This window comes from Kitasatospora sp. NPDC058115 (genome assembly GCF_042884635.1).
Lineage (GTDB): Bacteria > Actinomycetota > Actinomycetes > Streptomycetales > Streptomycetaceae > Kitasatospora.
In genome coordinates, this window is record NZ_JBHVTL010000020.1 from 19410 (window position 1) to 44609 (window position 25200).

General features: G+C 73.7%; 27 protein-coding genes. 11 read left to right on the forward strand and 16 right to left on the reverse strand.

What is annotated here, in order from left to right:
• Nucleotides 1–3 precede the first annotated feature (3 nt).
• Together ACFVVL_RS21585 and ACFVVL_RS21590 are read left to right on the forward strand one after the other, a co-directional pair.
• Complete coding sequence (locus tag ACFVVL_RS21585; protein ID WP_387677566.1) at nt 4–2172, forward strand: DUF6571 family protein; 2169 nt, start codon at nt 4–6, stop codon at nt 2170–2172.
• The gene (locus tag ACFVVL_RS21590) at nt 2169–3227 is read left to right on the forward strand and encodes a hypothetical protein (RefSeq protein ID WP_387677569.1); all 1059 of its coding nucleotides are present in this window, start codon (nt 2169–2171) and stop codon (nt 3225–3227) included. The genes ACFVVL_RS21585 and ACFVVL_RS21590 overlap by 4 nt, the downstream gene beginning before the upstream one ends.
• Nucleotides 3228–3296: 69 nt before the next feature.
• Here the strand turns inward: ACFVVL_RS21590 and fabI are convergent, their stop codons facing one another.
• A complete protein-coding gene (gene fabI, locus ACFVVL_RS21595) occupies nt 3297–4064 on the reverse strand; it encodes an enoyl-ACP reductase FabI (protein WP_380287707.1) in 768 nt (255 codons plus the stop codon).
• A 3-nt stretch (nt 4065–4067) separates the two neighbouring features.
• Nucleotides 4068–4787 carry a 3-oxoacyl-[acyl-carrier-protein] reductase gene (gene fabG / locus ACFVVL_RS21600; protein WP_380287706.1) on the reverse strand — a complete coding sequence of 240 codons (720 nt, stop codon included), beginning with the start codon at nt 4785–4787 and terminating at the stop codon, nt 4068–4070.
• Between the two features lie 372 nt (nt 4788–5159).
• Between fabG and ACFVVL_RS21605 the strand changes: the two genes are divergently transcribed.
• The 6 genes from ACFVVL_RS21605 (at nt 5160) to ACFVVL_RS21630 (ending at nt 11161) form a co-directional block, all read left to right on the forward strand.
• Nucleotides 5160–6305 (forward strand): MBL fold metallo-hydrolase, encoded by a 1146-nt coding sequence (locus ACFVVL_RS21605; protein WP_387677572.1) that lies wholly within the window; start codon nt 5160–5162, stop codon nt 6303–6305.
• 304 nt (nt 6306–6609) lie between these two features.
• On the forward strand, nt 6610–8169 hold the full coding sequence (locus ACFVVL_RS21610; RefSeq protein ID WP_380287716.1) for a TldD/PmbA family protein: 1560 nt from the start codon (nt 6610–6612) through the stop codon (nt 8167–8169).
• The gene (locus ACFVVL_RS21615; RefSeq protein ID WP_380287704.1) at nt 8169–9575 is read left to right on the forward strand and encodes a metallopeptidase TldD-related protein; all 1407 of its coding nucleotides are present in this window, start codon (nt 8169–8171) and stop codon (nt 9573–9575) included. Before ACFVVL_RS21610 ends, ACFVVL_RS21615 begins: the two co-directional genes overlap by 1 nt.
• 32 nt (nt 9576–9607) lie before the next feature.
• A complete protein-coding gene (locus ACFVVL_RS21620; RefSeq protein ID WP_380287703.1) occupies nt 9608–10153 on the forward strand; it encodes an RNA 2'-phosphotransferase in 546 nt (181 codons plus the stop codon).
• A gap of 118 nt (nt 10154–10271) precedes the next feature.
• On the forward strand, nt 10272–10661 hold the full coding sequence (locus ACFVVL_RS21625; RefSeq protein WP_387677576.1) for a DUF3099 domain-containing protein: 390 nt from the start codon (nt 10272–10274) through the stop codon (nt 10659–10661).
• A 266-nt stretch (nt 10662–10927) separates the two neighbouring features.
• The gene (locus ACFVVL_RS21630; RefSeq protein ID WP_387677578.1) at nt 10928–11161 is read left to right on the forward strand and encodes a hypothetical protein; all 234 of its coding nucleotides are present in this window, start codon (nt 10928–10930) and stop codon (nt 11159–11161) included.
• A gap of 3 nt (nt 11162–11164) precedes the next feature.
• Here ACFVVL_RS21630 and moaA read toward each other — a convergent pair whose 3' ends face one another.
• The 4 genes from moaA to ACFVVL_RS21650 form a co-directional block, all read right to left on the reverse strand.
• Nucleotides 11165–12154 (reverse strand): GTP 3',8-cyclase MoaA, encoded by a 990-nt coding sequence (moaA, locus tag ACFVVL_RS21635; RefSeq protein WP_380287700.1) that lies wholly within the window; start codon nt 12152–12154, stop codon nt 11165–11167.
• 91 nt (nt 12155–12245) lie between these two features.
• Nucleotides 12246–13856 carry a cation acetate symporter gene (locus ACFVVL_RS21640; RefSeq protein ID WP_380287699.1) on the reverse strand — a complete coding sequence of 537 codons (1611 nt, stop codon included), beginning with the start codon at nt 13854–13856 and terminating at the stop codon, nt 12246–12248.
• On the reverse strand, nt 13853–14209 hold the full coding sequence (locus ACFVVL_RS21645; RefSeq protein ID WP_380287698.1) for a DUF485 domain-containing protein: 357 nt from the start codon (nt 14207–14209) through the stop codon (nt 13853–13855). The genes ACFVVL_RS21640 and ACFVVL_RS21645 overlap by 4 nt, the downstream gene beginning before the upstream one ends.
• A gap of 249 nt (nt 14210–14458) precedes the next feature.
• Nucleotides 14459–15502 (reverse strand): zinc-dependent alcohol dehydrogenase family protein, encoded by a 1044-nt coding sequence (locus ACFVVL_RS21650; RefSeq protein ID WP_380287697.1) that lies wholly within the window; start codon nt 15500–15502, stop codon nt 14459–14461.
• 183 nt (nt 15503–15685) lie between these two features.
• Between ACFVVL_RS21650 and ACFVVL_RS21655 the strand changes: the two genes are divergently transcribed.
• Both ACFVVL_RS21655 and ACFVVL_RS21660 read left to right on the forward strand, forming a co-directional pair.
• Complete coding sequence (locus ACFVVL_RS21655; RefSeq protein ID WP_380287696.1) at nt 15686–16684, forward strand: DEDDh family exonuclease; 999 nt, start codon at nt 15686–15688, stop codon at nt 16682–16684.
• 31 nt (nt 16685–16715) lie between these two features.
• On the forward strand, nt 16716–17513 hold the full coding sequence (locus tag ACFVVL_RS21660) for an SURF1 family protein (RefSeq protein WP_380287695.1): 798 nt from the start codon (nt 16716–16718) through the stop codon (nt 17511–17513).
• A 37-nt stretch (nt 17514–17550) separates the two neighbouring features.
• On the opposite strand, the gene trxA is transcribed toward ACFVVL_RS21660, so the two are convergent.
• Together trxA and ACFVVL_RS21670 are read right to left on the reverse strand one after the other, a co-directional pair.
• Nucleotides 17551–17883 (reverse strand): thioredoxin, encoded by a 333-nt coding sequence (trxA, locus tag ACFVVL_RS21665; RefSeq protein WP_387677583.1) that lies wholly within the window; start codon nt 17881–17883, stop codon nt 17551–17553.
• A gap of 3 nt (nt 17884–17886) precedes the next feature.
• On the reverse strand, nt 17887–18333 hold the full coding sequence (locus ACFVVL_RS21670) for a MerR family transcriptional regulator (RefSeq protein WP_387677586.1): 447 nt from the start codon (nt 18331–18333) through the stop codon (nt 17887–17889).
• Nucleotides 18334–18466: 133 nt separating this feature from the next.
• On the opposite strand from ACFVVL_RS21670, the gene ACFVVL_RS21675 reads away from it, so the two are divergent.
• On the forward strand, nt 18467–19240 hold the full coding sequence (locus ACFVVL_RS21675; RefSeq protein WP_387677589.1) for an SDR family oxidoreductase: 774 nt from the start codon (nt 18467–18469) through the stop codon (nt 19238–19240).
• A 16-nt stretch (nt 19241–19256) separates the two neighbouring features.
• Here ACFVVL_RS21675 and ACFVVL_RS21680 read toward each other — a convergent pair whose 3' ends face one another.
• The 8 genes from ACFVVL_RS21680 to abc-f form a co-directional block, all read right to left on the reverse strand.
• Nucleotides 19257–19898, reverse strand: coding sequence for an alkaline shock response membrane anchor protein AmaP (locus ACFVVL_RS21680; RefSeq protein WP_380287691.1), 642 nt, complete (start codon nt 19896–19898; stop codon nt 19257–19259).
• Nucleotides 19895–20629, reverse strand: a complete 735-nt coding sequence (locus ACFVVL_RS21685; RefSeq protein WP_387677592.1) for a DUF6286 domain-containing protein — start codon at nt 20627–20629, stop codon at nt 19895–19897. Before ACFVVL_RS21685 ends, ACFVVL_RS21680 begins: the two co-directional genes overlap by 4 nt.
• Nucleotides 20626–20985, reverse strand: a complete 360-nt coding sequence (locus ACFVVL_RS21690) for a hypothetical protein (protein ID WP_387677594.1) — start codon at nt 20983–20985, stop codon at nt 20626–20628. The genes ACFVVL_RS21685 and ACFVVL_RS21690 overlap by 4 nt, the downstream gene beginning before the upstream one ends.
• A complete protein-coding gene (locus ACFVVL_RS21695; protein WP_380287688.1) occupies nt 20985–21176 on the reverse strand; it encodes a hypothetical protein in 192 nt (63 codons plus the stop codon). The genes ACFVVL_RS21690 and ACFVVL_RS21695 overlap by 1 nt, the downstream gene beginning before the upstream one ends.
• A gap of 36 nt (nt 21177–21212) precedes the next feature.
• Entirely contained in the window at nt 21213–21731 is a 519-nt protein-coding gene (locus ACFVVL_RS21700) for an Asp23/Gls24 family envelope stress response protein (protein WP_387677597.1), read from the reverse strand.
• 163 nt (nt 21732–21894) lie between these two features.
• Complete coding sequence (locus ACFVVL_RS21705) at nt 21895–22701, reverse strand: enoyl-CoA hydratase/isomerase family protein (protein WP_380287686.1); 807 nt, start codon at nt 22699–22701, stop codon at nt 21895–21897.
• Between the two features lie 232 nt (nt 22702–22933).
• Nucleotides 22934–23167, reverse strand: coding sequence for a helix-turn-helix domain-containing protein (locus ACFVVL_RS21710; RefSeq protein ID WP_350548483.1), 234 nt, complete (start codon nt 23165–23167; stop codon nt 22934–22936).
• A gap of 388 nt (nt 23168–23555) precedes the next feature.
• On the reverse strand, nt 23556–25154 hold the full coding sequence (gene abc-f, locus ACFVVL_RS21715) for a ribosomal protection-like ABC-F family protein (protein ID WP_380287685.1): 1599 nt from the start codon (nt 25152–25154) through the stop codon (nt 23556–23558).
• Between the last annotated feature and the right edge of the window lie 46 nt (nt 25155–25200).

A 25200-nucleotide genomic window follows, 5' to 3' on the forward strand; every position in this document is an offset into this window, starting at 1 on the left:
CGCATGAGCCTGCTCGGTTTCGAGGACGTCATGAAGGCCGACCCGTCCGCGATGGCCAAGGCCGCCGCCGACTGGACGGCGATGGCCGGCAAGTACCAGCAGATCCAGCACCGGCTGGAGACCGAGGTGCTCGCCGTCACCGGCAACCAGGGTCTGTGGATGGGCTCCACCGCGTTCGCCGCCAACGCCCACGTCGACCGGACCCGCCAGCAGAGCATCGACGCGCAGACCGAGGCCAAGGCCGTCGCGTCGATCATCACCGACGCCAAGAACGACTTCGAGGCGGCGCAGAAGAAGCTGAAGCAGGCCGTCGCCGACGCCCGGGCCGACGGCATGAAGGTGACCGGCACCGGCGCCGTGATGTTCGACGTCGGCGCGCTCGACCCGGCCACCAAGCAGGAGTACCGCCACGACCGGGACTACCAGCAGGAGCGCAGCGAGGCCGCCGGCACGTGGGCGCAGAAGATCAGCATCTACGTGGAGGAGGCGACCGCGGCCGACCAGCGGGCCGCCCTCCAGCTGCGCCGCGCCGCCAAGGTCGGCGACCTGGTGAACGAGTTCAACGGCCAGGCGGTCGGCGGCGGTGACGAGGCGGACGGCAAGCGGGCCGCCGACCTCGCCTCCCGGCTCAAGGACGGCAAGAACCTCAGCGCCGAGGAGTTGGCCGAGCTCAACAACCTGATGAAGGCCAACTCCGGCAGCCCGGTCTACGGCCAGACCCTGCTCAACGCGCTCGGTCCCGAGGGCACCCTGCTGCTCGCCGACGAGCTGGAGGTCCGGATCAACGACCGGGACGGCAAGAACAAGGGCGAGTACGGCGAGCTGCAGACCAACCTCGCCAACACCATCGGCGGCGCCACCCGGGACACCAACAGCAGGTTCTACCAGGACTTCCGCAAGGGCCTCCAGGAAGCCGGCGTCAAGAACATCAACGAGCGCCACTTCGGCGGCAGGACCGAGCCGATCTACGGCTACCAGACGCTCACCACCCTGCTCCAGCACGGCAACGCCGGGTACGGCTCGCAGTTCCTGAACGACCTCGGCACCGACGTCCTCAAGGCCGAGCGCGACAACAAGAACCGCTGGTCCTCGCACCAGTTCAACGGCCCGCGCCCGGACCTGGTCTTCGACCCGGTGAACGGCGTGCTCAAGCTGATGGGCCAGAACCCGGAGGCCGCCACCCAGTTCCTCGACCCCAAGGGGCCGGGGGCCGAGGACCGCCTTGCGTACCTGCTGCGCGACCGCGAGTGGCCCACCTCGTACGTCAACACCCTGTACGGGCCGCCGATGATCGACAAGACCACCCACCAGGACGGCCTCGCTGCCGCCCTGGAGGCCGCCGCCACCGGCGACGTCCCCGGCGAGGGCACCCACAACGGCGGCCCGCACACCCCGGCGCAGGCCCGGGTGATGGAGGGCGTGATCGCGGCGCTCGACGGGGAGGGCAAGGGCAGCGAGATCCACGACGACCTGAAGATGCCGCTGGCGAACGCGCTGTCGGACTACGTCGACGACACCCACAAGATCCTCAGCGACCACGTCAGCGCCGGCAGCGGCGGGGTCCGCGAGGAGAACGGCGAGGGCCACCTCGACGGCGGCGCCGACAGCCTGGTGCGCGTCCTGCGCGGCGTCTCGGAGGAACCCGAGGCCTACGCCCTGCTCTACGGCGCCGAACGGGCCAAGGCCGCCGAGCTCATCGCCGCCCTGCCGCCCGACCCCCGGGCGGACCGCGAGGTCGTCGACCTCCCGGCCCAGCGCATCGGCACCGCGCTCGGCGCCTACGACGCGATCCGCTCCGACGTCATCCTCGACAACAAGGACGACCGGATGGAGTGGGCCGACAAGACCAGCTCCTTGGCCTCCTCGATGAACGGCACCGTGACCGGGTTCATCCCGGAGGTCGGCGACATCGCCGGGACGCTCGTCGACATGGGCATCGAGAAGTGGGCGGACGACGTCAAGAAGGACGCCCAGGACGCCGGCAACAAGGGCTCCTCCGACCACCACTTCGCGGCCCTGAACCAGAGCAAGGAGATGGCCCTCGGCTGGGGCCGGGCGAACGGCTACACCACGGACGCCCGGGCCGACCTCGTCTACTCCAACATGGCGACCGGCCACACCAGCGGCCACGCCAACGCCATGAGCGCCCTGGGACGGAACGGTCAGCAGTGAAACTCTCCCGGCGCACCTGGGCGGTCCTCGCCGGCGTGCTCGTCCTCGCCCTCGGCGCGGGCGGCTTCGCCGCGTGGCAGTACACCAACCTGTTCCTCCCGGACCGCCTCTGCGACGGCGCCGTCGCCGCCGAGGACGCCGAACGGGTCCTCGGCAGCGGCAAGATCGTGGTCGCCGACAGCGACGTGTCGAGCGACCGGAGCGATCCGGAGGCGAACTGTGCGATCAGCCTCAGGCGCGGCGGCACGTACGTCGCCGAGATCCACCTGCGGACCAGATCGGCCCAGCTCTTCGAGCCGTCCCTGCGGGCCGATCCGGCGATGTCCCAGCCGGACCGGGGGCCTGTCGGCGCGTTCGGCAACACCCGCGGCTGGCTGCTGATGGCGCCCGGCTGCCGGCTGGACACCAAGGACACCGACCACTACCCGAAGCGGGACGCCGACGCGGTCGCCGTGGACGTGGTCCGCGACGAGGAGCCCGACCCCTACCAGTCCGTCCGGGCGGACACGACCGCGTCGCCCGGGGCGCGGCAGGACCTGGCCCGGCTGGCCGCCGACTTCGCGGCAGCGGTCGCCCGGCGCTCCGGCTGCGGCTCGGCGCAGGTCCCCGACGTCCACCTGACCACCGGCGAACAGCTCGCGCGGCCCGTCGAGGACGGGAAGCTCTGCGGGGTCCCGGGGGCCACCGCCACCGGCACGCTCCCGTCCTCGGCCGTCCAGGACATCAGCAGCCCCTCGGCACCGGTGCAGACCTGCTGGATCCACAGCGGTACCCGGCAGCAGCCGCTCTACGAGTTCACCGCCACCCTCGACACCCGCTACCCGGGCTTCGCCCTGCACGTCGACGACAAGCCGCTGGAACCACTGGCGGACGGCTGGCGGGGCACCGGCAACGGAAGTACCGTGGCCGCGCCCTGCGGAACCGGCACCCTCACGCTGCAGGCCTTCGGGCGCTCGATCGCCGATGCGCCCCCGGCCCTCGAAGCCCCCGCCTTCCGCGCCTGGGCCAACGCGATGGCCGCCCACTACGGCTGCGAGCCGGTAGCACCCCGGTAGCACCGACGCCGCTGCCCGGCACCCCTCCTCCTCGGGAGGGGTGCCGGGCAGCGGCGTGAACGGGAGGCGTCAGGCGCCGATGGCGTGCAGGCCGCCGTCGACGTGGATGATCTCGCCGGTGGTCTTCGGGAACCAGTCCGACAGCAGGGCGACGATGCCGCGGCCGGCCGGCTCCGGGTCGTTCAGGTCCCACTTCATCGGCGAGCGGTTGTCCCAGGTGGCGGCCAGGTCGCCGAAGCCCGGGATGGACTTGGCGGCCATCGAGCCGAGCGGGCCGGCCGAGACCAGGTTGCAGCGGATGTCCCGCTCGCCCAGGTAGCGGGCCAGGTAGCGGTTGGTGGACTCCAGGGCGGCCTTCGCCGGGCCCATCCAGTCGTACTGCGGCCAGGCGAACTGCGCGTCGAAGGTGAGGCCGACGACCGAGCCGCCGTCCTGCATCAGCGGCAGCAGCGCCGTGGTCAGCGACTTCAGCGAGTACGCCGAGACGTGCATGGCGGTGGCCACGGACTCCCACGGCGTGTTCAGGAAGTTGCCGCCCAGGGCGTCCTGCGGGGCGAAGCCGATCGAGTGGACGATGCCGTCCAGGCTCGGCAGGTGCTCGCGCACCTGGTCGGCGATGCCGGCCAGCTGCTCCGGGTTGGAGACGTCCAGCTCCAGGACCTTGACCGGGTTCGGCAGCTTCTTGGCGACGCGCTCGGTCAGGCTCGGCCTCGGGAAGGCGGTCAGGATGACCTCGGCGCCCTGCTCCTGGGCCAGCTTGGCGGCGTGGAAGGCGATGGAGGACTCCAGCAGCACACCGGTGATGAGGATGCGCTTGCCCTCAAGGATTCCGCTCATGTCTCAGTGACCCATGCCCAATCCGCCGTCGACGGGAATGACGGCTCCGGTGATGTACGCGGCCTCGTCCGAACCGAGGAACCGCACGGTGGAAGCGACCTCGGCGGGCGCCGCGTAGCGGCCCAGGGGCACGCCGGCGACGATCTCCGCGCGGCGCTCGTCGCTGAGCACCGCGGTCATGTCGGTGTCCACGAAGCCGGGGGCGACCACGTTGACGGTGATGTTGCGCGGGCCCAGCTCGCGGGCCAGCGAACGGGCGAAGCCGACCAGGCCCGCCTTGGACGCGGCGTAGTTGGCCTGGCCCGGGGAGCCGGAGAGGCCGACGACCGAGGAGATCAGCACGATCCGGCCCTTGCGGGCGCGCATCATCAGCTTGGACGCGCGCTTCACGACGCGGAAGGTCCCGGTGAGGTTGGTGTCCAGGACGGACGTGAAGGCCTCCTCCGACATCCGCAGCAGCAGGGTGTCGTTGGTGATCCCGGCGTTGGCGACCAGCACCTCGACGGCACCGTGCGCGGCCTCGACCTCGGTCAGGGCGGCGTCCACCTGGGCGCTGTCGGTGATGTCGCAGCGCACCGCGAGCACGTCGTACTTGGCCAGCTGCTCGGGCACCTCACCCGACCGGCTGGTGATGGCGACCTTGTCGCCCGCCTCGGCGAAGGCCTGGGCGATCGCGAGGCCGATGCCCCGGTTGCCTCCGGTGACGAGAACCGAGCGGCTCAACGATCCACCTCTCTCCGTTGGGTGCGCACGCCGTGATGCCCGCGCGCCACTGCGTGATGTCCGCGTACGTCGCAACGAGTACGCGATGCTTGACGCTATCGGTCGTTCCGGCGCCGCGACGAATCGGTCTCCCACAGCGCCGCACCGACGGAACTGTCGGTACCCGACAATCCGTGTCCGGCCGGCTTCCCGCTATGCGCCCGCCGGTCCCCGCCACGTTGTCGTGTCCACTGAGCCGGTCGTCCGGGAACCCGACGACGGGGCATGCCCGTTGTGCCCCTGGTGCGGCACCACGCCGGGGCCGCCGCACCGGGCCCGCAGCGGCCCGCAGCCGGTAACCGGCCCCGGTGACGAGCGGAGGCGGAGCGCGCAATGAGCGAGGCACGGGCCGGGACCACCCATCGGCGCGGACGACTGGCGGCCCTGGCCGCACTGGCGGTCGGCGCGGGAGCGGTCGCCTGGGCGCTGCGCGACCTCCCGGCGGCGTTCGGCCGCCGGCCGGACGGCGAACGGGAGGAGCGGCTGCGCAACTCCCCCCAGTACCGCGACGGCGTCTTCCACAACGCGCCCTCCGTGCTGGCCCGGGCGTCCGCGCCGGCCGGCATCGACCCGGGCACGGTGCGCCGGGCGCTGTTCCAGCGCGAGGGCCGCACGCCGGGCCGGCCGGTGCCCACCGTCCGCCCGGCCGACGCCGCGGGCCCGGCCGCCGAGGGCGTGGCGGTCACCTGGTACGGGCACGCCTCGGCGCTGGTGGAGATCGAGGGTTCGCGGGTGCTGCTCGACCCGGTCTGGAGCGAGCGCTGCTCCCCCGCCGCGCAGGTCGGCCCGCGCCGGCTGCACCCGGTGCCGGTGGAGCTGGAGGAGCTGCCGCAGGTGGACGCGGTGCTCATCTCGCACGACCACTACGACCACCTGGACATGGCGACGGTCCGGCGGCTGGTGCGCAGCCAGTCCGCGCCGTTCGCGGTGCCGCTCGGCATCGGCGCCCACCTGCGCCGCTGGGGCGTGCCCGAACACCGGATCATCGAGCTGGACTGGGACGAGACCTGCACCCTCGGTGACCTGGCGCTCACGCTGACCGCCGCCTACCACTTCTCCGGCCGCGGGCTGACCCGCAACACCACCCTGTGGGGCTCCTGGGTGATCGCCGGGCCGGGCCGCAAGGTCTACTACACCGGCGACTCCGGCTACTTCGAGGGCTACGCGCGGATCGGCGCCGCGCACGGCCCGTTCGACGCCGCGCTCGTCCAGGTCGGCGCCTACGACCCGGCCTGGGCGGACATCCACATGACGCCCGAGGACGCCGTCCTCGCCCACCGGGAGCTGAACGCCGGACTGCTGCTGCCGGTGCACTGGTGCACCTTCAACCTGGGGCTGCACCCGTGGGCCGAGCCGGTCGAGCGGCTGCTGGTGGCCGCCAAGGAGCACGGCGTGCCGCTGGCGGTCCCGCGCCCCGGCGAGCGGGTGGACGTCGACAACCCGCCGGAGCTGGACGGCTGGTGGGAGGGCGTTCGCTAGGGGTCGTCTTCACACCCCCGTCGTCCGCCCGGAGGGCGGGCCGGGCGGCGTCTGTGTGCGTGCATCGCAAGGCGGAGGAGGGAGTCCATGCGGAGCATCGGCGACCGACGACAACGCGGCGAGGTGCGTGCCCAGGCGTCGCCCGGCAGGCGGGGGTGTGAAGACGAGCCCTGGGGTCTGGCCGCCGCACCGGAAATGCGCTGGCCGAAACCCCCTTGACGGGCAATGATGCGGTTCGGGTGCCCTTGTCCGTATCGGGGCGCCGCACCGCCGTCCGCCCGACCAGGGAGCCCGATTGCCTCCGCTGCCCCCGACCAGCACGCCCGCGCCCCGCGGCGGCGCCGCGCGTGCCGTCGACCCGCTCTTCCTCGGCCACCCGCTGCACGCCCTCGCCGACGCCGCCCTCACCCGGGCCCGCGAACTCGGTGCGACGCACGCCGACTTCCGCCTGGAGCAGGTGCGCAGCGCCTCCTGGCGGCTGCGCGACGCCCGCCCGTCCGGCACCTCCGACAGCGTCCAGCTCGGCTTCGCCGTGCGGGTGCTGCTGGACGGCGCCTGGGGCTTCGCCGCCGGGGTGGACCTCACCCCGGACGCGGCGGCCCGGGTGGCCGGGCAGGCCGTCGCGGTGGCCGGGCTCTCCGGCGGGATCAGCCGCGCGGCGGGATCGGCGCAGCGGGTCGAGCTGGCCGACGAGCCGGTGCACCGCGACGTCACCTGGGTCTCCGCCTACGACGTGAACCCCTTCGAGGTGCCGGACGCCGAGAAGACGGCGCTGCTCGCCGAGTGGAGCACCCGGCTGCTTGCCGCCGAGGGCGTCTCGCACGTCCAGGCGACCCTGCTGACCGTCCAGGAGAACAAGTTCTACGCGGACACCTCCGGGACCGTCACCACCCAGCAGCGGGTGCGGCTGCACCCGGTGCTGGAGGCCACCTCGGTGGACGGGCGCACCGGTGCCTTCGACTCGATGCGCACCCTGGCGCCGCCGGCCGGGCGCGGCTGGGAGTACCTGACGGGCACCGGGTGGGACTGGGACGCCGAGCTCGCCGGACTGCCCGTCCTGCTGGCCGAGAAGATGAAGGCGCCGAGCGTCGAGCCGGGCCGCTACGACCTGGTGATCGACCCGTCCAACCTCTGGCTGACCATCCACGAGTCGATCGGCCACGCCACCGAGCTGGACCGCGCCCTCGGCTACGAGGCCGCCTACGCGGGCACCTCCTTCGCCACCTTCGACAAGCTCGGCTCGCTGCAGTACGGCTCGGAGCTGATGCACGTCACCGGCGACCGCACCGCCGAGCACGGGCTGTCCACCGTCGGCTACGACGACGAGGGGGTGGCCGCGCAGTCCTGGGACCTCGTCAAGGACGGCGTGCTGGTCGGCTACCAGCTCGACCGCGCGATGGCGAAGCTCAAGGGCTTCGAGCGCTCCAACGGCTGCGCCTTCGCGGACTCCCCCGCGCACGTCCCGGTGCAGCGGATGGCCAATGTCTCGCTGCGCCCGGCCGAGGGCGGCCCGTCCACCGAGGGCCTGTTCGCGGGCGTCGAGAACGGTCTCTACATCGTCGGAGACCGTTCGTGGTCGATCGACATGCAGCGGTACAACTTCCAGTTCACCGGCCAGCGCGCCTACGCCATCAAGAACGGCGAACTCGCGGGCCAGGTGAAGGACTTCGCCTACCAGGCCACCACCACCGACTTCTGGGGCTCGATGGCGGCCGTCGGCGGCCCGCAGACCTACGTCCTGGGCGGTGCCTTCAACTGCGGCAAGGCGCAGCCCGGCCAGGTCGCCGCGGTCAGCCACGGCTGTCCCTCGGCGCTGTTCCGCAACGTCAACGTGCTCAACACCCAGCAGGAGGCGGGTCACTGATGACCGCGACGACGCAGCCCCACGAACTCGTCGAGCTGGCGCTCGGCCTCTCCCGCGCCGACGGCTGCGTGGTGATCGCCGACGAGGAGTCGACCGCCAACCTGCGCTGGGCCGGCAACGCGCTCACCACCAACGGCGTCACCCGGGGCCGGCGGCTCACCGTGATCGCCACGGTGGCCGGCGCCGAGGGCACCGCCTCCGGCGTGGTCTCCCGCGAGGCCGTCGGCCCGCAGGAGGTGGCGGACCTGGTGCGGGCCGCCGAGGCGGCCGCCCGCGCGGCCGGCCCGGCCGAGGACGCGCAGCCGCTGGTCACCGCGGCCGAGCAGCGGAACTCGCCGCACTTCACCGAGCCGCCCGCCGAGACCTCGGTCGCCGTGTTCGAGGAGTTCGGACCGGCCCTCGGCCGGGCCTTCGCCCGCGCCGCCGAGCAGGGCGAGCTGCTGTACGGCTTCGCCCGGCACGAGCTGGTCACCAGCTACCTGGGCACCTCCACCGGTCTGCGGCTGCGCCACGACCAGCCGACCGGCACGGTCGAGCTGAACGCCAAGACCGCCGACCTGTCCGGCTCGGCCTGGACCGGTGCCTCCACCCGGGACTTCTCCGACGTGGACGTCGCCGCCCTGCACGCCGAGGCGACCCGGCGGCTCGGCTGGGGCAGCCGCCGGATCGACCTGCCGGCCGGCCGCTACGAGACGCTGCTGCCGCCGTCCGCCGTCGCCGACCTGATGGTGTACCTGTCGTGGTCGGCCGGCGGCCGGGACGCCTTCGAGGGCCGCACGGTCTTCTCCAGGCCCGGCGGCGGGACGCGGATCGGCGAGAAGCTGGCCGGGCTGCCGCTGACGCTGCGCTCCGACCCGCACGAGCCGGGCCTGGAGTGCGCGCCGTTCGTGCTGGCCTCCGGCGGTGAGGGCGAGTCCTCGGTGTTCGACAACGGTCTGCCGCTGACCGCCACCGACTGGATCCGCGACGGCGAGCTGACCGGCCTGGTCACCAACCGGCACTCGGCGGCCCTGGCCGGGCTGCCGGTGCGCCCGGAGGTCGGCAACCTCGTGCTGGAGACGGCCGGTCAGCAGGACGCGCCGACGCTGGAGGAGATGATCGCCCGGACCGAGCGCGGCCTGCTGCTCACCTGCCTCTGGTACATCCGCGAGGTGGACCCGGCGACGCTGCTGCTGACCGGCCTGACCCGGGACGGCGTCTACCTGGTGGAGAACGGCGAGGTGGTCGGGGCGGTCAACAACTTCCGCTTCAACGAGTCGCCGGTGGACCTCCTCGGCCGGATCACCGAGGTCGGCCGCACGGAGCGCTGCCTGCCGCGCGAGTGGAGCGACTGGTTCACCCGGGCGGCGATGCCGCCGGTCCGGGTTCCCGGATTCAACATGAGCTCGGTCAGCCAGGCCTCGTAGCCGGGCGGCCCGACCGGAGAGGAACGACAGGCGTGGACGAGAGGCGCGTGGTGAGGACCAGCAGGATGCTGTCGGGCATCCTGCGGCACGACCCGGGCCGGGTGGGGATCGCCCTGGACGCGGCCGGCTGGGTGCGGGTGGACGTGCTGCTCGGCGCGCTGGCGGCCCGGGGCACCCGGCTGACCAGGGCCGAGCTGGACCACGTGGTGGCGACCAACAACAAGCGCCGCTTCGCCTACTCGCCGGACGGCCTGTCGATCCGGGCCAGCCAGGGGCACACGGTGGCGGTCGACCTCGGTCTGGCCGCCACCGAGCCCCCGCCGGTGCTGTTCCACGGCACCGCGACCCGCAGCCTGGCGGCGATCCTCCACGAGGGGCTGCGCCCGATGGCCCGCCGGGACGTCCACCTGTCGGCGGACACCGAAACCGCCACCCGGGTGGGCGCCCGGCACGGCCGGCCGGTGGTGCTCCGGGTGGACGCGGCCGCGATGGCGGCGGCGGGCCACGAGTTCCGGGTGAGCGCCAACGGGGTCTGGCTGACGGACGCGGTGCCGCCGCAGTACCTCTCCCGGGACTGACGGGGGCCGATCGGGGGACGCTCGCGCGACCCGGTCTCGTCGCCGGTGCCCTCCCGGCGTACCGTGAGACGGCAGCGCGGCGAGGCGCGCGGGTGCGTGGACGAGGGCGGTTTGGGACATGGGCAAGAGTGCCGACGGCGGTCGGGTCTACCGGATCACGGGGGCCCGCAGCAGCCTCAGCGAGGACGTCCGCGGGCGGCAGCGCCGGTACGTGGCCTCGATGCTGCTGCGGACGGTCTGCGTGCTGCTCGCGGTGGTGCTGTGGGACGTCCAGCGATGGCTGGCTTTCGCCGCCCTGGCGGGCGGGGTGCTGCTGCCGTACTTCGCGGTGCTGCTCGCCAACGCGGGCCGGGAGCGGGCCCCGGGTCTGCCGTCCACCTTCGACGTGCCCCCCACCACGCCGCTGATGCTGGGCCCCGGCGGCGCCGGTCCGCTCGGTGCGGATGTGACGCAGGGTGCTGATGGGGCCGGGCGTGTGCCCACCGATTCTTCACAGGGCCCGAGCTGACCGTCCGTTTTGAGCCACTATCCACCCCTTGTCGGGCCGGAAAGCTCAAAAGAAGCTCAGATTAATCATGCAAGACCTCCCCATACCCACCCCGGGCCGTGACATACTGCGTACGCGCTCCGCATCCCCCGTCGGAGCGACGGACCGACGCCGGGCGGCTCCCCCCGTGGCTGCCCGGCGTCGCCATGCGCACTTTCTCCCGGCCCCCCGGTGCGTGACAGACTGGCGGTGACCACGCCCCGCCGACCGCCCGAGGACGACCGCCGATGCTGCTCCCCGACGCCCCCCAGCCGCAGACCCCGATCTGCTCCGCCAAGGGCTGCCGCGCGGACGCGCTCTGGGTGCTGGTGTGGAACAACCCCAAGCTGCACACCCCGGACCGCCGGAAGACCTGGCTGGCCTGCGACGAGCACCGCGAGCACCTCTCGCAGTTCCTCGGCGTGCGCGGCTTCCTCAAGGAGGTCACGGCCTTCGCCGAGTGGACCCCCGCGGAGGACTGATCCTCAGCCGCCGATGGCCGACATCGGCCGCTGCGGCTGGTGGAAGTCCGGGTCGTCGATGCCGGCACCGGCCTTCTTGCCCCACATCGCGGCCCGCCACAGTGCGGCCAGTTCGGCGTCGTCGGCGCCCGAGCGCAGGGCGGTGCGCAGGTCGGTCTCCCCGGTGGCGAACAGGCAGTTGCGGACCTGGCCGTCGGCGGTGAGCCGGGTGCGGTCGCAGGCGCGGCAGAACGGGCGGGTCACCGAGGCGATCACGCCGACCCGCCCCGGGCCGCCGTCCACCAGCCAGCGTTCGGCGGGGGCCGCGCCGCGGGCGGCGGAGGGCTCGGGGGTGAGGGTGAACCGGGCGGACAGCCGCTCCAGGATCTCCCCGGCGGTGATCATCGCGGAGCGGTCCCAGCCGTGCTGGGCGTCCAGCGGCATCTGCTCGATGAACCGCAGCTCGTAGCCGCGCTCCAGGCACCAGGCGAGCAGCTCGGGCGCCTCGTGCTCGTTGACGCCGCGCATCAGCACCGCGTTGAGCTTGACCGGGGTGAGCCCGGCGGCCTCGGCGGCGGCCAGGCCGGCCAGCACGTCGTGGAGGCGCCGGCGCCGGGTGAGGGTGTGGAAGGTGGACTCGTCGAGGGTGTCGAGCGAGACGTTGACCCGGTCCAGGCCCGCCGCCCGCAGCGCCGTCGCGGTGCGGGCGAGGCCGATGCCGTTGGTGGTGAGCGAGAGCTCCGGGCGCGGGTCGAGGGCCGCGCAGGCCTCGACGATGCCGACCACCCCGGGGCGCAGCAGCGGCTCGCCGCCGGTGAAGCGGACCTCCCGCACGCCGAGGTCGCGCACGGCGAGGCCCACCAGCCGGACGATCTCCTCGTCGGTGAGCAGCTCGGGCCGGGTCAGCCACTGCAGGCCCTCCTCGGGCATGCAGTAGGTGCAGCGCAGATTGCACCGGTCGGTGAGGGAGACCCGCAGGTCGACGGCGCGGCGGCCGAAGGTGTCGAGCAGCACGGCGGTCCCTTCCCGAGTGAGGTGCCGCCGGGGGCGGCCGGCCCGGCCGCCGTCACGGCGGGACCGGGCCAGCTTAGTCACCACCCGTCGGTCAGTGGGCGCCCAGCCCGGTCAGCGAGCGGACCTCCAGTTCAGCGTACTTCGCCGGATCGGCCTCGCGGCGGGAGAGCACGGTGCCGACCCAGCCCGCCGCGAAGCCCACCGGGATGGAGACCAGGCCGGGGTTCTCCAGCGGGAACCAGTGGAAGTCGGCGTGCGGGAGGAGCGCGTTCTTCCCGCCCGAGACGACCGGGGAGAAGACGACCAGCAGCACCGAGGAGAACAGTCCGGCGTAGACCGAGCTGACCGCGCCGGTGGTGGTGAAGCGCTTCCAGAACAGCGAGTACAGCAGGGTGGGCAGGTTCGCCGAGGCGGCGACCGCGAAGGCCAGGGCGACCAGGGCGGCGGCGTTGAGCTTGTCGGCGAACAGGCTCAGCACGATCGCCACCGCGCCGATGGCGGCGGCGGCCCACTTGGCGACGCGCACCTCCTCGCGCTCGGAGACCTTGCCGCGCCGGAACACGTTGGCGTAGAGGTCATGGGCGAAGGAGGCCGAGGAGGCGAGGGTCAGCCCGGCGACGACGGCGAGGATGGTGGCGAAGGCGACCGCGGAGATCACCGCGAGCAGCACCGCCCCGCCGGTGGTGCCCGGGCCGCCGCCGAGCTGCTCGGCGAGCTGCGGTGCGGCGGTGTTGCCGGCCGCGTTGGCGGCCTTGATCGCCTTGGGGCCGACCAGGGCGGCGGCGCCGAAGCCGAGCGCGAGGGTCATCAGGTAGAAGCCGCCGATGATGCCGATCGCCCAGAGCACCGACTTCCGGGCGGCCTTGGCGGTGGGCACGGTGTAGAACCGGACCAGGATGTGCGGCAGCCCGGCGGTGCCGAGCACCAGGGCGAGGCCGAGGCTGAGGAAGTCGAGCTTGCTGATCTCGGTGACGCCGTACTTCAGCCCCGGTTCGAGGAAGGCGTCGGCCTTGCCGCTGGCGGCGGCGGCGGCGCCGAGCAGGGCGGAGAGGTCGAAGTGGTACTTGGCCAGCACCAGGACGGTCATCAGCGCGGTGCCGGCGATCAGCAGCACCGCCTTGACGATCTGCACCCAGGTGGTGCCCTTCATGCCGCCCAGGGCGACGTAGAGGACCATCAGCGCGCCGACCGCGACGATGGTCCAGCGCTTGGCGGCGTCGCCGCTGACCCCGAGGAGCAGGGCGACCAGGCTGCCGGCGCCGACCATCTGGGCGAGCAGGTAGAAGATCGACACCACGATGGTGGAGATGCCGGCGGCGGTGCGCACCGGGCGCTGGCGCATCCGGAAGGCCAGCACGTCGGCCATGGTGTAGCGGCCGGAGTTGCGCAGCGGTTCGGCGACCAGCAGCAGCGCGACCAGCCAGGCGACCAGGAAGCCGATGGAGTAGAGGAAGCCGTCGTAGCCGAACAGCGCGATGGCGCCGGCGATGCCCAGGAAGGACGCGGCGGACATGTAGTCGCCGGAGATGGCGAGGCCGTTCTGGAAGCCGGAGAAGGCGCGGCCGCCGGCGTAGAAGTCGGCGGCGTCCTTGGTCTGCCGGCCGGCCCAGACGGTGATGCCGAGGGTGGCGAGCACGAAGAGCCCGAACAGGGCCATGGTGAGGCCGCGGTGGTCGGTGGCGGAGCTGGCGAGCAGGTTCATTCGGCGGCCTCCCGGGGGGCGTGGACGACCGCACCGCGCGCCTCGCGGATCGCGGACGCGCCGGGGTCGATCCTCCGGTCGGCGTAGTGCGCGTACCAGGCGGCGATGGCGAAGGTGGTGACGAACTGCATCAGCCCGAGCGCGAGGGCGACGTTGATGTGCCCGGCCACCCGGGTGCCCATCAGGGCGGGGGCGTAGCCGGAGAGCAGCACGTAGAGCAGGTACCAGAGCACGAAACCGATGGTGACCGGGAACGCGAAGTTCCGGAACGAGCGCCGGAGGGTACGGAACTCCGCGCTCTCCTCGATGAGTTGGGTTTCGCTGGGGGTGGTGGTGATCGGCGGCGATTCCACTCTGACTCCTCACTCCTTCGGCGTAGCGGTCGCACCAGTGGAAACGATCGAACGTGAGCGAAGTCACAAGCAGTCTGCGCGCCGCGCCATGCCGGGAGTGCCGGATTTCACCCGGAAGAGTTTGACCGTGGCCGGACAGGCCTTCACCCCTCCGCCGTAGTCGAATGACCGAAAACCACCCGTCCGGGCATGAATGAGGGGTGGCCCGGCCCGCCGGACCACCCCTGGTCACCCGTCAACGTCGACGCGTCAGAAAGCGATCCGCACCTTCAGGGCCGAACGGTCGTCCATCGCCCGGTAGCCGTCCGGGACGCCGTCGAGGTCCACCGTGCGGTCGAAGACCAGGCCCGGCTCGATCGCCCCGGACAGGACGTCCGGCAGCAGCTCGGGGATGTAGGCGCGGGCCGGCGCGACGCCGCCGCCCAGCGAGACGTTCCGGCCGAACATCTGCCCGATGTCGACGCCCGCGCTGCCGCCGTGCGGCACGCCCACGTAGCCGACCGCGCCGCCGTCCCGGGCGATCGAGACCGCGGTGCGCATCGACTCCTCGGTGCCGACCGCCTCCAGCACCGCGTGCGCGCCCTGCCCGCCGGTCAGCTCCCGGACCGCCTCGATCGCCGCCTCGCCGCGCTCGGCCACCACGTCGGTCGCGCCGAACCGGCGGGCCAGGTCGGTGCGGGCGGTGTGCCGCCCCAGCGCGATGATCCGCCCCGCGCCCAGCCGGGAGGCGGCCAGCACCCCGCACAGGCCCACCGCGCCGTCGCCGACCACCGCCACCGTGACGCCCGGCCGCACCCGCGCCGAGACGGCCGCGTGGTGCCCGGTCGCCATCACGTCGGACAGCGCCAGCAGTCCCGGCAGCAGCTTCTCGTCGCCCTGCGCCTCCTTGGGCAGCTTGACCAGGGTGCCGTCCGCGAACGGGACGCGCACCGCCTCGCCCTGGCCGCCGTCCGAGCCGACCTGGCCCCAGAAGCCGCCGTGCGGGCAGGAGGTCTGCAGGCCCTCGCGACAGAAGTCACAGGTGCCGTCCGACCAGACGAACGGCGCCACCACGAGGTCGCCCCGGCGGAAGCCGCGCACCTCGGCGCCGGTCTCCTCCACCACGCCGAGGAACTCGTGCCCGATCCGCTGCCCGGCCACCCGCGAGGCGACGCCCCGGTACGCCCACAGGTCGCTGCCGCAGATGCAGGCGTTCACCACCCGCACCACCGCGTCGGTCGGTTGCCGCACCGCCGCGTCCGGCACCTCCTCGATCCGGATGTCGTGGGGACCGTGGATGACCGTGGCACGCATGGGGGTTCGTCCTTCGCAGAGGTGCCCGCAGGGGTGTCGCGGGCGACCGGAGAACAATCGACCGGATGTACGACGACTGCACCGTCCACTCTATTCCGGGCCCCTGCGACCGACCTTCCGGAGGACCCCCGCCGCCGGCGAAGGACCGTCCGCGGTCGGCGGCGGGCCTTATCCTGTTGGACCATGTACGCGATCCAGCCCGAGACCCCCGGCGCAGCACCGCGGACCGCCGCGGTCCCGGCCCAGCGCTCCGCCGCACCCGCCGGCGGCTTCGCGGTGGTCGACGTCGAGACCACCGGCCTCGGCCGCACGGACCGCGTCATCTCGGCGGGCGTCTACCAGCTGGACGAGGACGGCGACGTCACCGACCACTGGTACACCCTGGTCAACCCCGAGCGCGATCCCGGCCCGGTCTGGATCCACGGCCTCACCGACGACCAGCTGGCCGGCGCGCCCACCTTCCCGGAGATCGCCGAGGAGTTCGCCGAGCGGCTGCGCGGCCGGGTGATGGTCGCCCACAACGCGCTCTTCGACTGGAACATGATCTCCCGCGAGTTCTCCCGGGCCGGCCTGCGCGCCCCGGTCGAGCAGCGGCTGTGCACCATGGTGCTGGCCCGTGACCTGCGGCTGCCGCTGCCCAACGGCAAGCTGTCCTCGCTGGCCGCGCACTTCGGCGTCCACCAGCTCCGGGCGCACAACGCGCTGGACGACGCCCGGGTGCTCGCCGAGGCGTTCCGCCCCAGCCTGGCGCTGGCCCGCTCGGGGGGCGTCCCGCTGCCGCTGCAGTCCTGCGTGGCCGTCACGGACCTCGGCGAGGACGCGCCCGCCTCCCCCGCCCGGGCCTCCTGGACCGGCGCCGCCTACCGGCAGGCCAGGAAGCGCCCGCCGTGCCCGTACCCGAACCCCGGGCGCTGGGAGGACGGCAAGCCGCTCGTCCAGGGCATGCGGGTGGCGTTCACCGGCGACACCGCCACCGACCGCGAGCTGCTGGAGGACCGCGCCGTCGAGGCCGGCCTGCACATCGCCACCTCGGTGAGCCGGCTCACCAGCCTGCTGGTCACCAACGAGCCGGACAGCTGGAGCGGCAAGGCCCGCAAGGCCCGCGAGGTCGGCACCCCGGTCGTCGGCGAGGACGCCTTCCTCCAGCTGCTGCGCGAGGTCGCCCCGCACCCCGGTGCGTGAGCCGGTTGTGAGCAGGGCGTACCGTGCCCATGTGTACCGTTTTCTGCTCTCCCGGCGCTGGCTGATCGCCCTGCTGATCGCCCTGCTGCTGATCCCCACGACCATCCGGCTGGGGTTCTGGCAGCTGCACCGCCACGAGGCGCGGGTGGACCGCAACGAGCTGATCGCCCAGGCCCTCACCGCCGGGCCGGTGCCCTACGACACCCTGTCGGCGGCGCCCGGCTTCGCCGTGCCCAGGAGCCTCACCTGGCGGCCCGTGACGGCCACCGGTACGTACGACCCGGCGCACGAGTTCGTGGTCCGCAAGCGGACCGACTCCAGCGGGGACAAGATCGGCTACTTCGTGGTCACCCCGCTGGTGCTGGCCGACGGCGCGGGCACCGTCCTGGTCAACCGCGGCTGGGTGCCCTCCGGCACCTCCGCCACCGACTACCCGGCCGTCCCGGCCGCACCGGCCGGCCAGGTCGCCCTGACCGGCCGGCTGCGCGCCGACGAGACCGCCTCCGGCAGCCTCAAGGACCGGGCCGGACTGCCGGACCGGCAGTTCAACCTGATCAGCACCGGCCAGCAGGCCAAGGAGAGCGGCGCCGCCCTGCTCGGCGGCTACCTGGAGCTCACCGCCACCGAGCCGGCCCCGGCGGAGCAGCCCGAGCTGCTGCCCGAGCCCAACCACTCCGACATCGGACCGCACATGGCGTACGCGATCCAGTGGTGGCTGTTCACCGCGATGATCCCGGTCGGCTTCGTGGTGATGGCCCGGCGCGAGGCCAGGGACCGCCGCAAGGAGGCCGCCGGGGCCGAGGGCGTCGCGGTCGCCGTCCCGGCCTGAGCCCCGCCCGCCCGGACCGCGGCCGCCGGGGACCCCGTCAGAGCACGTCGTCCAGTTCGCGCAGCAGCCGGGCCTTGGCCCGGGCGCCGACGACCGACTTCACCGGCTCGCCGCCGCGGAACACCATCAGCGTCGGCATCGACAGCACCCCGTACGCCGCCTGGGTCTGCGGGTTGTGGTCGACGTCCAGGCTGACCACGGTCAGCCGGTGCGCCTCCTCCCGGGCGATGTCCGCCAGCACCGGCACCATCTGGCGGCACGGCGGGCACCAGTCCGCCGTGAAGTCCACCAGCACCGGCCCCTCGGCCGCCAGCACCTCGGCGGCGAAGGTCTCGTCCGTCACCGCCGCCACCCCTGTGATCTGCACCATGGCCTACCTCTTCTCCCACTCGTCCCGGTCGGGGGCCGCCGGTACGGCCCACTCGCACTGCGGCGGCTCCGCGGAGGCCCCCGCGGCGAGCGCGTCGCGCTCCCGCTCGGCCCGGGCGTACTGCGCGGACACCCGGGTCCTGACCTCCTGCAGCCGGGCGATGCACTCGTCCAGCTCGGACAGCTTCTTCCGGTAGACCTCCAGCGAGGCCGGGCAGGAGTCGCCGTGCGGGTGCCCGGCCTGCAGGCACTCGACGAACGGCCTGGTCTCCTCCAGGCCGAAGCCGAAGTCCTGAAGGGTGCGGATCTGCCGCAGCAGCCGCAGGTCCTCCTCGCCGTACGCGCGGTAGCCGTTGCCGGCCCGCCGGGCCGGGAGCAGCCCGAGCTGCTCGTAGTACCGCAGTGCCCGGGTGGTGGTCCCCGCCCGCTTCGCCAGTTCACCGATCCGCATGTCCGGACCCTGCCCTTCCGGCCGCTGTTCGAACGCCGCCGGGAACGACGGTAGACCTTGACGCCCGCGTCAACGCCAACGCCATGGGCGGCCGGCGTACCCGCCGCCCCGGCCGACGCGGCAGGATGGCCCCATGGATCTTGGACTGCAGAACAAGGTGTACGTGGTCACCGGCGCGACCCGGGGCCTGGGGCTGGCCACCGCCCGGGAGCTCGCCGCGGACGGCGCCCGGGTGCTGGTCACCGGCCGCGGGCCGGAGGCCGTCGAGGCGGCGGTCGCCGAACTCGCCGGGCTCGGCGGCGGACCGGAGGCCGTGCACGGGCTGGTGGCCGACAACGCCGACCCGGCCACCGCCGAACGGCTGCTGACGGCCGCCGTCGAGCGCTTCGGCCGGCTGGACGGCGTGCTGATCAGCGTCGGCGGCCCGCAGGCCGGCACGGTGGCCGCCGCGCCCGAGGAGGCCTGGCGGGACGCCTTCGACGCGGTCTTCCTCGGCGCCCTGCGGATCGCCCGCGCCGCCGCCGGCACGCTCGGCGAGGGCGGGGTGATCGGCTTCGTGCTCTCCGGCTCCGTCCGCCAGCCCATCGCCGGCCTCGGCATCTCCAACGGGCTGCGCCCCGGCCTCGCGATGGCCGCCAAGTCGCTCGCCGACGAGCTCGGCCCGCGCGGCATCCGGGTGGTCGGTCTGCTGCCGGCCCGGATCGACACCGACCGGGTGCGCGAGCTCGACGCCCTCGGCGGCGACCCCGAGGCCGCCCGCGCCCGCAACAGCGCCGACATCCCGCTCGGCCGGTACGGCACCCCCGAGGAGTTCGGCAAGGTCGCCGCCTTCCTGCTCTCCCCCGCCGCCTCCTACCTCACCGGGGTCATGGTCCCCGTCGACGGCGGCGCGCTGCGCGGGCTCTGAGCACCACCGGGCGGCGTCAGACCACCCGCGGCCGGCGGCCGCGGCGGCGGCGCCGCCCGGTCACCTCGGGCCGGGCCGCGACCACCCGGATCCGCAGGTCGGCGGGCAGGTCCGGCAGGCCCAGGCTGGCCAGCGCCCCGGCGCGCGGGCCGGACTCGAAGTGCTCGGCGAGCGCGGCCGGATCACCGCCCGGGGTCATCCGCACGGCCGCCCGCAGCCGCGGGTGCCGCGTGCCGCGCACCAGCCGGACGCCCACCCGCTCGACCTCCGGCAGCTCCACCGCCCCGATCTCCACCGCCTCCTCCAGCGCCCGGGTCCGCAGCCGCAGCCGCAGCCCCGGCGCACCGGGGGTGGGCAGCAGCACGCTCGTCGGACCGCTGCGGCGCAGCTGGGCCAGCAGCCACCAGGCGGTTCCGGCGACCACCACGGCCGGCCCGCCGATCGCCACCGGCCACCACCAGGACTCACCCACCCACCGGGTGCGCGAGTCGGCGCTCACCACCGGCTGGTCGGGCGAGGTGAGCGGCCACCAGGACGGCGGGTCGACGCCGAGACGCCCGTACAGGTCGAGTCCGCCGGCCAGCACCAGCACCCCGGCTGCCAGCAGCGCCGCCCCGACCACCCCCAGCAGCAGCCGGTTGACGGTGCCGCGGCTCACTCGGCGCCCCCGCCCGTCGCGGCCCGGGTGTCCTTCCCGGGGCCGTCCGCCGCCTCCCCGTCCGCCCCGGTCACCCCGTCCGGCCCGGGTTCCGCGTCCGGCCCGGCTTCCGCGTCCGGCCCGGGTTCCCCCTGCGGCCGCGCGCGCCCGCGCCGGCCCGCCGTCCGCACGTCCAGGCGCGGCGGCCGGGCCAGGGCGACGGCCGCCAGCTCCTCGCGCAGCCGGCGCTGCACCGAGGCCGGGTCGGCCGGGCCGGCCAGCGCGATCCGCACCCGGCGCCGGCCGACCCGCACCCGCAGGTGCTCGACGCCCGGCAGCACGGCGGCCCGGTCGGCCAGCAGGGCGGCCACCCCGGAGCGGTCGACGGCCGCGGCGGTGGCCCCGTGCGGGCGCAGCGGCAGCCAGCGGCGCAGCCCGGGCGCGAGGGCGAGCCCGAGCAGCAGGGCGCCGAGCAGCACGCCCGCACCGGCGCCGGCCAGCACGGCCGGGTCGTCCAGGTGCCGGGTGGCCAGTTCGTCGGCCAGCTCCGCGCGCCACGGCCGGGCCCGGTGCCCGGTCCGCACGGCGATCACGTCGTAGAGCAGCCCTCCGGCCACCACCAGCAGCACGGTGGCCACCACGGCGGCGGCCACGGTGCGCGGGGCCCGGGGCCGGCGCACCTTCCCGGCCGGCGCCGCCGTCGGCGTCCCCTCCACCGCCGCGGGGCCGGAGCCCTGTGCACCGGCGCTCACCGGGCGGTCTCCGGGACCAGGTGCTCGACCACCACGACGACCTCGGAGACCCGGCTGCCGGTCAGGGCGCGGGTGTCGGCGGTGACGCGGTCGCGGACGGCGCGGGCGAGCGCGGTGAGGTCGGCCGGGAAGGGGAGGTCGACGCAGACCCGGACGGTGACCGGGGCGCCCGGGCTCGCGGGGCCGGTGGCCGAGACCTTCGGCGGGCCGCCGCGCGCGGTGCGGCCGTGCCAGGCGTTGGCGAGCGCCTCGCTCGCGGCGCGGGCGGCGATCCGGGCGTAGACGCGGTCGGCGAGCCGCAGCCGGCCGCGGGCGCCGGGTTCCCGGCGGGCGGTGACCGGGACGAGGCCCGCCATCAGCGGCGCCGGTCGCGGCCGCGCAGCAGTTCGCCGAGCTCGCCGGGCTCGATGTCGCCCTCCAGCAGGCGGCCGACCACGAATCCGGCCGCCCCGAGCACCGCCACCAGCAGGAACGCCGCGAAGCCGCCGAAGTATCCGGCGAAGCCGAGGGCCATTCCCACCACCAGGCCGACGATGGCCAGGTTCATCCGTTCCACCTCGTCTTCCGCCGGTACCGCTCCGGACTACTTCAGCTTGGGCCGTTGCCCGGAGGAGGGTGCTTCCTCCTCCTCCTCGACGACGTCGGGCTCGTCGGGCAGATGGACGTCGTTGACGGCGATGTTGACCTCGACGACTTCCAGCCCGGTCATCCGCTCGACCGCGTCGATGATGTTCTCCCGCACCTGGCGGGCGAGTTCGGGGATGACGACGCCGTACTCGACGACCAGCGCGATGTCGATGGCGGTCTGCTTCTCCCCCACCTCCGCCTTGATGCCGCGTCCGACGCTGCCGCGCCCGCCGGGCACCCGGTCGCGCATCGCCCCGAAGGTGCGGGCGAGGCCGGAGCCGAGGGCGTGGATGCCGTTGATCTCGCGCGCGGCCATCCCGGCGATCTTCTCGACCACGCCGACCGCCAGCGCGGTGCGGCCGCGCTCGCCGACCGTGCCGGAGGCGCCCGGACCCGCCGATGGGACGGCGGTGTGCGGGGCGCCACCGTGCGGGGCGTTCTTGTGCAGGGTGGCGGGCGTCGGAGTGTCAGGCATGGCTCATCTCCCGTCGTGCGGCTCCAGCTATATCGCAAATCGGTCCAACTCTGGCATTTCGCCACGAATCCCGCCCCCGGAGCAGCCGGAAGGCCCGAACGCCGGAGGCCCGGCGCCGTGGGTGCGTCCCACGGGGCCGGGCCTCCGGTGCGATGGCGTCCGGTCAGTCGCCGATGCCGGCGAGGTCGCGCAGCCGGCGGGCCTGCGCCGCCCGTTCGGCCGAACGCTGCTCGTCGTAGGAGCGGCCGGCGGCGCCCTGGAGCAGGGCCTTGGTCTCGATGACCGCGTTGCGCGGGGCGGCGAGCAGGGCGGCGGCGAGGTCGCGGGCGGCGGCGTCCAGCTCGGCGGCCGGGACGGCGAGGTTGGCCAGGCCGATCGCGGCGGCCTCCGCCGCACCGATCCAGCGGCCGGTGGCGCAGATCTCCAGCGCCCGGGCGTAGCCGACGAGCTCGGTCAGCGGCTTGGTCCCGGCGAGGTCGGGGACCAGGCCGAGCGAGGTCTCCTTCATGGAGAACTGGACGTCCTCGGCGACCACCCGCAGGTCGCAGCCGAGGGCCAGCTGGAAGCCCGCGCCGACGGCGTGGCCCTGGACGGCGGCGACGGTCACCAGGTCGGGGCGGCGCCACCAGGTGAAGGCCTCCTGGTAGCCGGCGATGGTCGCGTCGAGCTCCTGGTCGCCGGAGGCGGCCAGCTGCTGGAAGCCGGGCTCGCCGGGGATGCCCTCGGGGGTGAACATCGCGCGGTCCAGGCCGGCCGAGAAGGAGACGCCCTCGGCGCGCAGCAGCACCACCCGGACGGTCCCGGGCAGCTCGCGGCCGATCGCGGTGAGGGCGCGCCACAGCGCGGGCGACTGGGCGTTGCGCCGCTTGGGCTGACAGAGGGTGACGACGGCGAGTTCGCCGTCGATCTCCAGGCGGACGCCGTCCTGCTCCCGGTGCGGGGTCTGCGGATCGGTGACGGGAGCGGTCATGCGGGGACCTCCGGTGGCGAGGGTGCTTGGCTACCGGAGAGTAACAAAACTGGCGGCGCGGCGGCAGGGGGCAGCCCGCGGGCGCCTCCGGACGCCGGACGGCCGGGCCGGCGGACGGCCCCGGCATGACGATCGGCGGCCGGTTCGCCCCGGCCGGGGGCGGACGATCAACGGTCGTCCCCCCGGTCGGCGCCCTGCCGCCGAGTCATCCGTCCAGTCGATTGACGAAGCGTCAGGAACCAGCTCCAGCAGGAGCTTTGTTCTTGCCCCGCGTGGCACCGCCGCGGCCCCGGAGAATCACCCCGGACTCGCTCAGCATGCGGTGCACGAAGCCGTACGAGCGACCGGTCTCCTCCGCGAGGGCGCGAATGCTCGCCCCGGAGTCGTACTTCCTCTTGAGATCGGCCGCGAGCTTCTCACGCGCGGCACCGGTCACCCGGCTGCCCTTTTTCAGAGTCTCGGCCACCCGTGCCTCCTCGTAGCGTTGCTCGGTCAGATTCCCATGATCACCCATCCACCGCGTCCTGGCCACCCATTCGACAAGGTCCATGTCGGCAACGGGCGGTCCTGCGGTGGTGATCCGAGCGCACAAGGGCGCTCACGCTGAGTGCACGCCCCCGGGGGCGTTCGGCCGTTCGATGCGAAAGGGCTGATCAGCAGCATGCGCCCGACCACGATCGAGCGACGGGCCGACGAAAGCTCCTCAAACGGAATGCGGGACCGCTTCATTCCCGGACACGCCGAAAGGACTAGTTTTTCTGGCCCAAAGAAAGGAGTGCACGTCTACCCCCGGCCGGACGGGAAGGCGAAGGCCCGGTCGCCCGTACGGACGACCGGGCCTTCGCGGCGCCGGATCAGGCCAGCGTGACCAGGTCCGCGTAGGCCGGGCTCCAGAGGTCCTCGACACCGTCCGGGAGCAGGATGATCCGCTCCGGCTGGAGCGCGTCGACCGCGCCCTCGTCGTGGGTGACCAGCACGACCGCACCGGAGAACTCGTGCAGCGCGCCGAGGATCTCCTCGCGGCTGGCCGGGTCCAGGTTGTTGGTCGGCTCGTCCAGCAGCAGGACGTTGGCGCTGGAGACCACCAGGGTGGCCAGCGCGAGCCGGGTCTTCTCCCCGCCGGAGAGCACCCCGGCCGGCTTGTCGACGTCGTCGCCGGAGAACAGGAAGGAGCCGAGGATCTTGCGGACCTGGACCAGGTCCATGTCCGGCGCCGCCGAGCGCATGTTCTCCAGGACCGTGCGCTCCGCGTCCAGCGTCTCGTGTTCCTGGGCGTAGTAGCCGATCTTCAGGCCGTGGCCCGGGATCACCTCGCCGGTGTCCGGCTTCTCCACCCCGGCCAGCATCCGCAGCAGGGTGGTCTTGCCGGCGCCGTTGAGGCCCAGCACGACGACCCGCGAGCCGCGGTCGATCGCCAGGTCGACGCCGGCGAAGATCTCCAGCGAGCCGTAGGACTTGGACAGGTCGCTGGCGGTGAGCGGGGTCTTGCCGCACGGCGCCGGGTCCGGGAAGCGCAGCTTGGCGACCTTGTCGTTGGCCCGCACCGTCTCCAGACCGGCCAGCAGCTTCTCCGCCCGGCGGGCCATGTTCTGCGCGGCCACCGTCTTGGTCGCCTTGGCGCGCATCTTGTCCGCCTGCGCGTTCAGCGTGGCGGCCTTCTTCTCGGCGTTGGCGCGCTCGCGCTTGCGGCGCTTCTCGTCGTCCTCGCGCTGCTGCTGGTACTGCTTCCAGCCCATGTTGTAGACGTCGATCGCGGAGCGGTTGGCGTCCAGGTAGAAGACCTTGTTGACGACCGTCTCGACCAGGTCGACGTCGTGCGAGATGACGATGAAGCCGCCCTTGTAGGTCTTCAGGAAGTCCCGCAGCCAGGCGATCGAGTCGGCGTCCAGGTGGTTGGTCGGCTCGTCGAGCAGCAGCACGTCGGAGTCGGAGAACAGGATCCGGGCCAGCTCGACGCGGCGGCGCTGACCGCCGGAGAGGGTGTGCAGCTGCTGGTTGAGGATGCGGTCCGGCAGACCCAGCGCGGCGGCGATGGTCGCGGCCTCGGCCTCGGCGGCGTACCCGCCCTTGGTGAGGAACTCGGTCTCCAGGCGCGCGTACTTCTTCATCGCGTTCTCGCGGGTGGCGCCCTTGCCGTTCGCCATCCGCTCCTCGTTCTCGCGCATCTTGCGCAGCACGCTGTCCAGGCCGCGGGCGGAGAGGATGCGGTCCTTGGCCAGCACGTCGAGGTCGCCGGTGCGCGGGTCCTGCGGCAGGTAGCCGACCTCGCCCGAGCGGGTCACCGTGCCGGCGGCCGGAATGCCCTCGCCGGCCAGCACCTTGGTGAGCGTGGTCTTCCCGGCGCCGTTGCGCCCGACCAGACCGATCCGGTCACCGGGGGCGACCTTGAAGCTCGCCGACTCGATCAGGATCCGGGCGCCGGCACGCAGTTCGAGGCCGTTGGCGGAAATCATGGCTGGGTACTACTCCTGGGACGTGGGCGGGCAACCGGACGCGGTC